This is a genomic window from Serratia sp. ASV30, assembly GCF_016428815.1.
In the GTDB taxonomy this organism is placed as follows: Bacteria; Pseudomonadota; Gammaproteobacteria; order Enterobacterales; family Enterobacteriaceae; genus Chania; species Chania fonticola_C.
The window spans coordinates 1-302 of record NZ_JAELTL010000263.1 but is presented as its reverse complement, the minus strand read 5'-3'; the positions used below and the strand labels follow the sequence as shown (position 1 = coordinate 302).

General features: G+C 70.5%; 1 pseudogene. It reads left to right on the top strand.

The annotated features are described in order from the left end of the window. Positions 1–160: 160 nt before the first annotated feature. Positions 161–302, top strand: a pseudogene (locus JHD74_RS26360) (FAD-dependent oxidoreductase); the annotation flags it as partial.

The window sequence follows — 302 nt, the reverse complement described above, 5'->3', positions numbered from 1 at the left end:
CCCCCCCCCCCCCCCCCCCCCCCCCCCCCCCCCCCCCCCCCCCCCCCCCCCCCCCCCCCCCCCCCCCCCCCCCCCCCCCCCCCCCCCCCCCCCCCCCCCCCACTTTTCAAGCAGAAGACGGCATACGCGATGATACCTCCTGTCTCGTGGGCTCGGAGATGTGTATAAGAGACAGGTCTACGAGCATCCGCTGTTTAACCCGAAAAGCTGGCGTGCCCAGTCGCGCCGCAGCGAGATTAACGGCCACCAACGGAGCTGGTTCTGTGGAGCCTACTGGTACAACGGTTTTCACGAGGATGGGG